Source organism: Kitasatospora sp. NPDC001175 (assembly GCF_053598215.1).
In genome coordinates this window covers 232,722-242,781 of sequence record NZ_JBSFJU010000001.1, presented here as the reverse complement: position 1 = coordinate 242,781, position 10,060 = coordinate 232,722, and the positions used below count along the sequence as shown (strand labels likewise).

The window sequence follows — 10,060 nt, the reverse complement described above, 5'->3', positions numbered from 1 at the left end:
GAAGCCAATGGGCATCCGCAAGTACAAGCCGACTACGCCGGGCCGTCGTGGCTCCAGCGTGGCCGACTTTGTCGAAATCACGCGGTCCACTCCGGAGAAGTCGCTGGTTCGCCCGCTGCACAGCAAGGGCGGCCGTAACAACACCGGTCGTGTCACCGTTCGCCACCAGGGTGGCGGTCACAAGCGCGCCTACCGCGTGATCGACTTCCGTCGTCACGACAAGGACGGCGTGCCGGCGAAGGTCGCTCACATCGAGTACGACCCGAACCGCACCGCGCGCATCGCGCTCCTGCACTACGCGGACGGCGAGAAGCGCTACATCATCGCCCCGCGCGGTGTTGCTCAGGGCGACCGGATCGAGAACGGTCCGGCTGCCGACATCAAGCCCGGCAACAACCTGCCGCTGCGCAACATCCCGGTCGGTACCACCATCCACGCGGTGGAGCTGCGTCCCGGTGGCGGTGCCAAGATGGCCCGCTCCGCCGGTTCCGGCATCCAGCTGCTCGCCCGTGAGGGTCGCATGGCGCACCTGCGCATGCCCTCCGGCGAGATCCGCCTGGTCGACGCGCGCTGCCGCGCCACCGTCGGCGAGGTCGGCAACGCCGAGCAGTCGAACATCAACTGGGGCAAGGCCGGCCGTATGCGCTGGAAGGGCGTCCGCCCGACCGTGCGTGGTGTCGCCATGAACCCGATCGACCACCCGCACGGTGGTGGTGAGGGTAAGACCTCTGGTGGTCGCCACCCGGTCTCGCCGTGGGGCCAGAAGGAGGGTCGTACCCGTCGCCCGAAGAAGGCGTCGGACGCTCTCATCGTGCGCCGCCGCAAGACCAACAAGAAGCGCTAGGAGCAGGTCAGATGCCGCGCAGTCTTAAGAAGGGCCCCTTCATCGACGGCCACCTCATCAAGAAGGTGGACGCTCAGAACGAAGCCGGTACCCAGAACGTCATCAAGACCTGGTCCCGTCGTTCCGTGATCTCCCCGAGCATGCTCGGTCACACGATCGCGGTTCACGATGGCCGCAAGCACGTCCCGGTGTTCGTCACCGAGTCGATGGTCGGCCACAAGCTCGGCGAGTTCGCTCCCACGCGCACCTTCAAGGGGCACGTGAAGGAAGACCGCAAGTCGAAGCGTCGCTAGTCCGACACTTCAAGCTTCGAGCTTGAGCGCCAGAACGACTAAGTGACTTACTCCATTAAGGGGACAACCATGGAAGCCAGGGCCCAGGCGCGGTACATCCGCGTCACGCCCATGAAGGCCCGCCGCGTGGTGGACCTCATCCGTGGCCTGAACGCCACGGAGGCCCAGGCCGTCCTGCGTTTCGCTCCGCAGGCCGCCACCGTGCCGGTCGGCAAGGTGCTGGACAGCGCCATTGCCAACGCCGCGCACAACTACAACCACTCCAACGTGGACGACCTCTACATCTCTGAGGCGTACGTTGACGAGGGCCCGACCCTGAAGCGGTTCCGTCCGCGCGCCCAGGGCCGTGCCTACCGGATCCGCAAGCGGACCAGCCACATCACCGTGGTCGTCAGCAGCAAGGAAGGGACCCGGTAATGGGCCAGAAGGTTAACCCGCACGGGTTCCGCCTCGGCATCAGCACGGACTTCAAGTCCCGCTGGTACGCCGACAAGCTGTACAAGGACTACGTCAAGGAAGACGTCGCCATTCGTCGCATGATGACGAAGGGCATGGAGCGCGCCGGCATCTCCAAGGTCGAGATCGAGCGCACCCGCGACCGCGTCCGCGTTGACATCCACACCGCCCGCCCCGGCATCGTCATCGGTCGCCGTGGCACCGAGGCCGACCGCATCCGCGGCGACCTCGAGAAGCTGACCGGCAAGCAGGTCCAGCTGAACATCCTCGAGGTCAAGAACCCCGAGCTGGACGCCCAGCTCGTGGCTCAGGGCGTCGCGGAGCAGCTGTCCTCCCGCGTCTCCTTCCGTCGTGCCATGCGCAAGTCGATGCAGGGCACCATGAAGTCCGGCGCCAAGGGCATCAAGGTCCAGTGCTCCGGTCGTCTCGGCGGCGCCGAGATGAGCCGTTCGGAGTTCTACCGCGAGGGTCGCGTGCCGCTGCACACCCTGCGTGCGAACGTCGACTACGGCTTCTTCGAGGCCAAGACCACCTTCGGCCGTATCGGCGTGAAGGTCTGGATCTACAAGGGCGACGTCAAGAACATCGCCGAGGTCCGCGCTGAGAACGCCGCTGCCCGCTCGGGCAACCGCCCGGCCCGTCCCGAGGGTGGTCGTCCCGCCCGCGGTGGCGAGCGCCGTGGTGGCGAGCGCGGTGGCCGCGGTCGTCGTCCCGCCGCCACCGAGGCTCCGGCCCAGGTGACCGAGGCGCCGGCTGCCGAGAACACCGGAACGGAGGCCTGACCCCATGCTGATCCCTCGTAGGGTCAAGCACCGCAAGCAGCACCACCCCAAGCGTGGTGGCGCCGCCAAGGGTGGCACCGAGCTGGCGTTCGGCCAGTACGGCATCCAGGCTGTGACCCCGGCTTACGTGACGAACCGTCAGATCGAGTCCGCTCGTATCGCGATCACCCGTCACATCCGTCGTGGTGGCAAGGTCTGGATCAACATCTACCCGGACCGCCCGCTCACCAAGAAGCCGGCCGAGACCCGCATGGGTTCCGGTAAGGGTTCGCCGGAGTGGTGGATCGCGAACGTGCACCCGGGTCGGGTCATGTTCGAGCTGTCGTACCCGAACGAGAAGGTGGCTCGCGAGGCGCTCACCCGCGCCGCGCACAAGCTGCCGATGAAGTGCCGGATCGTCCGGCGCGAGGACGGTGAGAGCTGATGTCGGCCGGCACCAAGGCTGCTGAGCTGCGCGAGCTGGACAACGAGGCCCTCGTTGCCAAGCTGCGCGAGGCCAAGGAGGAGCTGTTCAACCTCCGCTTCCAGGCGGCGACCGGGCAGCTCGACAACCACGGACGGCTCAAGCTCGTCCGTAAGGACATCGCGCGGATCTACACCCTGATGCGCGAGCGCGAGCTGGGCATCGAGACGGTGGAGAACGCCTGATGACTGAGAACACCAACGAGACGCGCGGTTTCCGCAAGACCCGTGAGGGTCTCGTCGTCAGCGACAAGATGGACAAGACCGTCGTCGTCGCCGTCGAGGACCGCGTCAAGCACGCTCTGTACGGCAAGGTCATCCGCCGTACGAACAAGCTGAAGGCGCACGACGAGCAGAACGCGTGCGGCGTGGGCGACCGGGTTCTCCTGATGGAGACCCGCCCGCTGTCCGCGACGAAGCGCTGGCGCGTCGTCGAGATCCTCGAGAAGGCCAAGTAACGAAGTCGATGCGGTACGGCCGTATGTGCAACGGGTCCCCAGGGACGCCGGTGTGAGCAGCGGCCGGCCCGTCAACTCTCGTTGACGATCAGGAGTAACTGTGATCCAGCAGGAGTCGCGACTGCGTGTCGCCGACAACACGGGTGCCAAGGAGATCCTCTGCATCCGCGTTCTCGGTGGCTCCGGTCGCCGCTACGCCGGTATCGGGGACGTCATCGTCGCGACCGTCAAGGACGCGATCCCCGGTGGTTCGGTGAAGAAGGGTGACGTCGTCAAGTGCGTCGTCGTCCGCACCGTGAAGGAGCGCCGTCGTCCGGACGGTTCCTACATCCGGTTCGACGAGAACGCCGCCGTCGTCCTCAAGAACACCGAGGGTGACCCCCGTGGTACCCGCATCTTCGGCCCCGTGGGCCGCGAGCTGCGTGACAAGAAGTTCATGAAGATCATCTCGCTGGCGCCGGAGGTGCTCTAACCCATGGCGAACAGCATGAAGATCAAGAAGGGTGACCTGGTTCAGGTCATCACCGGCAAGGACAAGGGCAAGCAGGGTAAGGTCATCAAGGCCATGCCGGCTGAGCAGAAGGTCCTGGTCGAGGGTGTGAACCGGGTCAAGAAGCACACCAAGCCGGGCCCGGGCACTCAGGGTGGCATCGTCACCGTCGAGGCCCCGGTGCACGTCTCCAACGTCCAGCTGGTCGTGGAGAAGGACGGCAAGAAGGTCGTCACCCGCGTTGGGTACCGCTTCGACGACGAGGGCAACAAGATCCGTGTTGCCAAGCGAACCGGTGAGGACATCTGATGTCTGAGACGACTGTTGAGAAGGTGACCCCGCGTCTCAAGGAGCGTTACAACTCCGAGATCAAGGGTCAGCTGCAGGAGCAGTTCAAGTACGAGAACGTCATGCTGACCCCCGGCCTGGTCAAGGTCGTGGTCAACATGGGTGTCGGCGAGGCTGCCCGTGACAGCAAGCTGATCGAGGGCGCGATCCGCGACCTGACCGCGATCACCGGTCAGAAGCCGGCCGTGACCAAGGCTCGCAAGTCCATCGCGCAGTTCAAGCTGCGCGAGGGCCAGCCGATCGGCACCCACGTCACCCTCCGTGGTGACCGCATGTGGGAGTTCCTGGACCGTCTGGTTTCGCTGGCTCTGCCGCGTATCCGTGACTTCCGCGGTCTCTCCCCCAAGCAGTTCGACGGCCGTGGCAACTACACCTTCGGTCTGACCGAGCAGGTTATGTTCCACGAGATCGACCAGGACAAGGTCGACCGTCAGCGCGGTATGGACATCACCGTCGTGACCACCGCTCAGACCGACGACGAGGGCCGGGCGCTGCTGCGCGCTCTGGGCTTCCCGTTCAAGGAGGCGTGAGCCAATGGCGAAGAAGTCCCTGATCGCTAAGTCCGAGCGCAAGCCGAAGTTCGCTGTCCGGGCCTACACCCGCTGCCAGCGCTGCGGCCGCCCGCACTCGGTGTACCGCAAGTTCGGCCTGTGCCGTGTGTGCCTCCGTGAGATGGCCCACCGCGGCGAGCTGCCGGGCGTGACCAAGAGCTCCTGGTAATCAACTGCCGTTAGCTCTGGGCATTAGGCGAAGCAGAGGTGCCCGGCCTCCCACTTTTGGGCTTCCGTTAGGAATCCCGTAAGGTGGTGGGGTCGGGCCCCCTGCCGCGGCATTCCCCATGGATGCTCGCGGCTCTCTTGTGAGGGCTCGCAACCCAGTCTTACTACGTCGCAGGTCCCCTGCGCTTGTGCCCCTCCCGCACTCCCACCGAGTGCGGGAGGGGGACCTGGTGCGGAGAAACCACGGCGAGAGAGGCCTGAGGCCACCATGACCATGACCGACCCGATCGCAGACATGCTCACGCGTCTGCGTAACGCGAACTCGGCGTACCACGACACCGTCGTGATGCCGTCGAGCAAGATCAAGGCGCACGTCGCCGAGATCCTGCAGCAGGAGGGTTACATCTCCTCCTACAAGGTTGAGGAGCCCGCGGAGGGCGAGGTCGGCAAGAAGCTGACCGTCGAGCTCAAGTTCGGCCCCAACCGTGAGCGCTCCATCGCCGGCATCAAGCGCATCAGCAAGCCGGGTCTGCGTGTTTACGCAAAGTCCACCAACCTGCCGAAGGTTCTCGGCGGCCTGGGCGTGGCGATCATCTCCACGTCGTCCGGCCTCCTGACCGACAAGCAGGCTGCCAAGAAGGGCGTAGGCGGAGAAGTTCTCGCCTACGTCTGGTAATTCGGGAAACGGAGGTACAGCAATGTCGCGCATTGGACGGCTGCCCATCCCGGTTCCCGCCGGCGTGGACGTCACCATCGATGGCCAGACGGTCTCGGTGAAGGGCCCCAAGGGCTCCCTCACCCACGTCGTCGCCGCGCCGATCGAGATCGGCAAGGGCGAGGACGGCACTGTGCTCGTCACCCGCCCGAACGACGAGCGTATGTCGAAGGCCCTGCACGGCCTGACCCGCACGCTGGTGGCGAACATGATCACCGGCGTGACCGCGGGCTACCGCAAGTCGCTGGAGATCAGCGGTGTTGGTTACCGTGTCGCGGCGAAGGGCTCCAACATGGAGTTCTCGCTCGGCTACAGCCACCCGATCCTGGTCGAGGCCCCGGAGGGCATCTCCTTCGTCGTCGAGTCGCCCACCAAGTTCCACGTGGACGGCATCGACAAGCAGAAGGTCGGCGAGGTCGCTGCCAAGATCCGCAAGCTGCGCAAGCCCGACCCGTACAAGGCCAAGGGCGTCAAGTACGCGGGCGAGGTCATCCGCCGCAAGGTCGGAAAGAGTGGTAAGTAAGCGATGAGCGTCTCTGTCAAGATCGGCAAGGGTAACGCCTACAAGAGCGCCGCTCGCAAGCGCCGCGCGATCCGCGTTCGCAAGCGCGTCGTCGGCACCGAGGTGCGTCCGCGCCTCGTTGTGACGCGCTCGAACCGCCACATGGTCGCCCAGGTCATCGACGACGCCAAGGGTCACACCCTGGCGTCGGCGTCCACCCTCGACGTGTCCATCAAGGGCACCGAGGGCGACAAGACCGAGCTGGCCAAGAAGGTCGGGAGCCTGGTCGCCGAGCGCGCCAAGGCCGCCGGCATCGAGGCGGTCGTCTTCGACCGCGCGGGCAACCGGTACGCCGGCCGCATCGCCGCCCTGGCGGACGCGGCCCGTGAGGCCGGGCTCGACTTCTAAGCCGCTCGTCGGCTCTGTCGACGGACGTAAACGAGAGAGGTAATTCCAATGGCTGGACCCCAGCGCCGCGGCAGCGGCGCCGGCGGCGGCACCGGCGGCGAGCGGCGCGACCGTAAGCGTGACGACCGGGGCGCTGCCCAGGTTGTCGAGAAGACCGCTTACGTCGAGCGCGTCGTCGCGATCAACCGTGTCGCCAAGGTTGTCAAGGGTGGTCGTCGCTTCAGCTTCACCGCGCTGGTCGTGGTGGGCGACGGTGACGGCACCGTGGGTGTCGGTTACGGGAAGGCGAAGGAGGTTCCGGCCGCCATCGCCAAGGGCGTTGAGGAGGCCAAGAAGAACTTCTTCAAGGTTCCCCGCATCCAGGGCACCATCCCGCACCCCATCCAGGGCGAGAAGGCCGCCGGCGTCGTGCTGCTGAAGCCGGCGTCCCCCGGTACCGGTGTTATCGCCGGTGGTCCGGTGCGTGCCGTCCTGGAGTGCGCCGGCGTTCACGACATCCTGTCGAAGTCGCTCGGCTCGGACAACGCGATCAACATCGTGCACGCCACCGTGGCTGCTCTGAAGGGCCTCGTCCGCCCCGAGGAGATCGCCGCCCGTCGTGGCCTGCCGCTGGAGGACGTCGCTCCCGCCGCTCTGCTGCGGGCTCGTGCTGCCGGGGTGAGCGCCTGATGGCTCGCCTGAAGATCACGCAGACCAAGTCCTACATCGGCAGCAAGCAGAACCACCGCGAGACGCTGCGCTCGCTGGGTCTGAAGCGCATGCACGATGTGGTCGTCAAGGAGGACCGTCCCGAGATCCGCGGGATGGCCCAGACCGTGCGTCACCTCGTCACGGTCGAGGAGGTGGACTGACATGGCGGACTCGCCGATCAAGATCCACAACCTGCGTCCCGCCCCGGGTGCCAAGACCGACAAGATCCGTGTCGGTCGTGGTGAAGGCTCCAAGGGTAAGACCGCCGGTCGTGGTACCAAGGGCACCAAGGCCCGCTACCAGGTTCCGCAGCGCTTCGAGGGTGGCCAGATGCCGCTCCACATGCGCCTGCCGAAGCTGAAGGGCTTCAAGAACCCGGCCCACAAGCAGTTCCAGGTCGTGAACCTGGACAAGCTGGCCGAGCTCTACCCGCAGGGTGGCGAGGTCACCGTCGCCGGCCTGGTCGAGAAGGGCGCCGTTCGCAAGAACGAGCTCGTCAAGGTCCTGGGCCAGGGCGAGATCTCCGTGGCGCTGCAGGTGACGGTCGACGCCGTCTCCGCCTCGGCCGCCGAGAAGATCGCCGCCGCGGGCGGCACCGTGACCGAGCTCATCTGAGACCGGTGACTCACGGGCCCGGTACCTCCCGAAAGGGAGGTACCGGGCCCGTTCTCTTTGTGTGTCAAATACGGGCATCCCGTACCCCATAAGTAGGGGAGCGGCCACATCTGCTTTTTCCGAGTGGCCACACACTGTTAGAGTCCGTGGAGTTCCCTTGTACGCTGGCGCGAGCTTTGCCTGCGCCAGCCGCCGAGGGGATTGTTCATCTCCCCCCATCAGGACCGACCCTCCCGCCGACAGCGCGCGGGAGGCGCAGGAGGCACCGTGCTCAGTGCGTTCGCGCGGGCGTTCCAGACGCCCGACCTGCGCAAAAAGCTGCTGTTCACGCTGGGCATCATGGTGCTGTTCCGGCTGGGCGCACACATCCCCGTGCCGGGCGTCAACTTCGTCGCGGTCAACCAGTGCTACAAGCAGACCACCTCGGGTCTGTTCGGCCTGGTCAACCTCTTCAGCGGTGGAGCTCTGCTCCAGCTGACGATCTTCGCGCTCGGCATCATGCCGTACATCACGGCCAGCATCATCCTCCAGCTCCTCACCGTGGTGATCCCGCGGCTCGAGGCGCTGAAGAAGGAGGGCCAGGCCGGCACCGCGAAGATCACCCAGTACACCCGCTACCTGACCATCGCGCTGGCCGTGCTGCAGGGCACCGGCATCGTGGCGACGGCCTCCAGCGGCGCGCTTTTCCCGGGCTGCCCGCTCGCCAACCAGATCGTGCCGGACCAGTCGGTCTTCCGGATCGCCGTCATGGTCATCACCATGGCCGCCGGCACCACCGTGATCATGTGGCTGGGTGAGCTGATCACCGACCGTGGTATCGGCAACGGCATGTCCATCCTGATCTTCACTTCCATCGCGGCCGGTTTCCCGGGCTCGATGTGGGCGATCAAGCAGTCGGGCAAGCTGTTCGGCGGCTGGGGCGAGTTCTTCAGCGTCATCGCCGTGGGCATCGTCGTCGTGGTCCTGGTGATCTTCGTCGAGCAGGCCCAGCGCCGGATTCCGGTTCAGTACGCCAAGCGAATGATCGGCCGCCGGGCTTTCGGCGGCACCTCGACCTACATCCCGTTGAAGGTGAACCAGGCTGGTGTCATCCCGGTCATCTTCGCCTCGTCGCTGCTCTACATTCCGGCGCTGGTGGTCCAGCTGACCAACAGCCAGGCGGGTTGGGCGACCTGGATCCGGACGAACTTCGTCAAGGGTGACCACCCGATCTACATGGTCACGTACTTCGTACTGATCGTGTTCTTCGCCTTCTTCTACGTCGCCATCTCCTTCAACCCCGAAGAAGTTGCCGACAACATGAAGAAGTATGGTGGGTTCATCCCGGGTATCCGGGCCGGCCGTCCGACGGCCGAGTACCTTAACTACGTGCTGACCCGTATCACGTGGCCGGGTGCGCTCTACCTGGGCCTGATCGCGTTGATCCCGATGATCGCCCTGGTCGCCTTCGGACAGCAGACCAACTTCCCGTTCGGCGGCACCAGCGTCCTCATCGTCGTCGGCGTCGGACTCGAAACTGTCAAGCAGATCGAGAGCCAGCTCCAGCAGCGTAATTACGAAGGGTTCCTCCGCTGATGCGTATCGTCCTCGTCGGACCTCCCGGGGCCGGGAAGGGTACTCAGGCGCACGTGCTCGCCAAGACCCTGTCCATCCCCCACATCTCCACCGGTGACCTGTTCCGCGCCAACATCAGCCAGGGCACCCCGCTGGGGCTCGAGGCCAAGGCGTACATGGACGAGGGCCGGCTCGTGCCGGACGAGGTCACCATCGGCATGGCCAAGGACCGGATGCTGCAGCCGGACGCCGCCGACGGCTTCCTGCTGGACGGCTTCCCGCGGAACCTGGGCCAGGCCAAGGCGCTGGACGAGTTCCTGACCGAGCAGGGCATCGCGCTGGACGGCGTGCTCGACCTGGAGGTCCCCGAGGACGAGGTCGTCAAGCGGATCGCCGGCCGCCGGCTGTGCCGCAAGGACGGCGCCCACGTGTTCCACGTGGCCTACAACGCGCCGGCCGTCGAGGGCGTGTGCGACGAGTGCGGTGGCGAGCTCTACCAGCGCTCGGACGACACCGAGGAGGCCGTCCGGGTCCGCCTGGAGGAGTACCACTCCAAGACCGAGCCGATCATCGGCTACTACGCGGACCAGGGCCTCCTGGTGACCATCTCGGCGCTGGGCAAGGTGGACGAGGTGACCGAGCGCGCGGTCGCCGCCCTGGAGCAGAAGAAGAACGGCTGACCGTTCGCAACGGTCCGTACGGCCGCGGAGCCCCTGGTGGGGAA

19 protein-coding genes are annotated in these 10,060 nt (G+C 66.0%); all 19 read left to right on the top strand.

Annotated features, from left to right (window positions below):
• Positions 1–7: 7 nt before the first annotated feature.
• The 19 genes from rplB (at position 8) to ACWDAK_RS01005 (ending at position 10,016) form a co-directional block, all read left to right on the top strand.
• Positions 8–844: a 50S ribosomal protein L2 gene (gene rplB / locus ACWDAK_RS01095; protein WP_344634815.1), complete on the top strand. Its 837-nt coding sequence runs from the start codon at positions 8–10 to the stop codon at positions 842–844.
• Positions 845–855: 11 nt separating this feature from the next.
• Positions 856–1,137, top strand: a complete 282-nt coding sequence (rpsS, locus tag ACWDAK_RS01090; RefSeq protein ID WP_110670521.1) for a 30S ribosomal protein S19 — start codon at positions 856–858, stop codon at positions 1,135–1,137.
• Positions 1,138–1,206: 69 nt separating this feature from the next.
• Positions 1,207–1,554 carry a 50S ribosomal protein L22 gene (rplV, locus tag ACWDAK_RS01085; RefSeq protein ID WP_030232471.1) on the top strand — a complete coding sequence of 116 codons (348 nt, stop codon included), beginning with the start codon at positions 1,207–1,209 and terminating at the stop codon, positions 1,552–1,554.
• A complete protein-coding gene (rpsC, locus tag ACWDAK_RS01080; RefSeq protein ID WP_344634814.1) occupies positions 1,554–2,375 on the top strand; it encodes a 30S ribosomal protein S3 in 822 nt (273 codons plus the stop codon). Before rplV ends, rpsC begins: the two co-directional genes overlap by 1 nt.
• A 4-nt stretch (positions 2,376–2,379) precedes the next feature.
• Positions 2,380–2,799 carry a 50S ribosomal protein L16 gene (gene rplP / locus ACWDAK_RS01075; protein ID WP_344634813.1) on the top strand — a complete coding sequence of 140 codons (420 nt, stop codon included), beginning with the start codon at positions 2,380–2,382 and terminating at the stop codon, positions 2,797–2,799.
• Positions 2,799–3,023 carry a 50S ribosomal protein L29 gene (gene rpmC / locus ACWDAK_RS01070; protein ID WP_045305889.1) on the top strand — a complete coding sequence of 75 codons (225 nt, stop codon included), beginning with the start codon at positions 2,799–2,801 and terminating at the stop codon, positions 3,021–3,023. The genes rplP and rpmC overlap by 1 nt, the downstream gene beginning before the upstream one ends.
• Positions 3,023–3,295 carry a 30S ribosomal protein S17 gene (rpsQ, locus tag ACWDAK_RS01065; RefSeq protein ID WP_014136278.1) on the top strand — a complete coding sequence of 91 codons (273 nt, stop codon included), beginning with the start codon at positions 3,023–3,025 and terminating at the stop codon, positions 3,293–3,295. The genes rpmC and rpsQ overlap by 1 nt, the downstream gene beginning before the upstream one ends.
• 100 nt (positions 3,296–3,395) lie before the next feature.
• Positions 3,396–3,767, top strand: a complete 372-nt coding sequence (rplN, locus tag ACWDAK_RS01060) for a 50S ribosomal protein L14 (protein ID WP_030232481.1) — start codon at positions 3,396–3,398, stop codon at positions 3,765–3,767.
• Positions 3,768–3,782: 15 nt separating this feature from the next.
• Positions 3,783–4,094: a 50S ribosomal protein L24 gene (gene rplX / locus ACWDAK_RS01055; RefSeq protein ID WP_344635089.1), complete on the top strand. Its 312-nt coding sequence runs from the start codon at positions 3,783–3,785 to the stop codon at positions 4,092–4,094.
• Positions 4,094–4,663 carry a 50S ribosomal protein L5 gene (rplE, locus tag ACWDAK_RS01050; RefSeq protein WP_344634812.1) on the top strand — a complete coding sequence of 190 codons (570 nt, stop codon included), beginning with the start codon at positions 4,094–4,096 and terminating at the stop codon, positions 4,661–4,663. The genes rplX and rplE overlap by 1 nt, the downstream gene beginning before the upstream one ends.
• Positions 4,664–4,667: 4 nt before the next feature.
• A complete protein-coding gene (locus tag ACWDAK_RS01045) occupies positions 4,668–4,853 on the top strand; it encodes a type Z 30S ribosomal protein S14 (protein ID WP_344634811.1) in 186 nt (61 codons plus the stop codon).
• Between the two features lie 267 nt (positions 4,854–5,120).
• On the top strand, positions 5,121–5,528 hold the full coding sequence (gene rpsH, locus ACWDAK_RS01040) for a 30S ribosomal protein S8 (protein ID WP_344634810.1): 408 nt from the start codon (positions 5,121–5,123) through the stop codon (positions 5,526–5,528).
• Positions 5,529–5,550: 22 nt separating this feature from the next.
• Positions 5,551–6,090, top strand: a complete 540-nt coding sequence (gene rplF, locus ACWDAK_RS01035; protein WP_344634809.1) for a 50S ribosomal protein L6 — start codon at positions 5,551–5,553, stop codon at positions 6,088–6,090.
• A gap of 3 nt (positions 6,091–6,093) precedes the next feature.
• Positions 6,094–6,477, top strand: a complete 384-nt coding sequence (gene rplR / locus ACWDAK_RS01030) for a 50S ribosomal protein L18 (protein ID WP_344634808.1) — start codon at positions 6,094–6,096, stop codon at positions 6,475–6,477.
• Between the two features lie 48 nt (positions 6,478–6,525).
• Positions 6,526–7,146, top strand: coding sequence for a 30S ribosomal protein S5 (rpsE, locus tag ACWDAK_RS01025; protein WP_045305885.1), 621 nt, complete (start codon positions 6,526–6,528; stop codon positions 7,144–7,146).
• Positions 7,146–7,328, top strand: coding sequence for a 50S ribosomal protein L30 (gene rpmD, locus ACWDAK_RS01020; RefSeq protein ID WP_030300409.1), 183 nt, complete (start codon positions 7,146–7,148; stop codon positions 7,326–7,328). The genes rpsE and rpmD overlap by 1 nt, the downstream gene beginning before the upstream one ends.
• 1 nt (position 7,329) lies before the next feature.
• Entirely contained in the window at positions 7,330–7,782 is a 453-nt protein-coding gene (gene rplO, locus ACWDAK_RS01015; RefSeq protein WP_344634807.1) for a 50S ribosomal protein L15, read from the top strand.
• A 267-nt stretch (positions 7,783–8,049) separates the two neighbouring features.
• Positions 8,050–9,357 (top strand): preprotein translocase subunit SecY, encoded by a 1,308-nt coding sequence (gene secY / locus ACWDAK_RS01010; protein ID WP_344634806.1) that lies wholly within the window; start codon positions 8,050–8,052, stop codon positions 9,355–9,357.
• Positions 9,357–10,016 carry an adenylate kinase gene (locus ACWDAK_RS01005; RefSeq protein ID WP_344634805.1) on the top strand — a complete coding sequence of 220 codons (660 nt, stop codon included), beginning with the start codon at positions 9,357–9,359 and terminating at the stop codon, positions 10,014–10,016. Before secY ends, ACWDAK_RS01005 begins: the two co-directional genes overlap by 1 nt.
• Positions 10,017–10,060 lie beyond the last annotated feature (44 nt).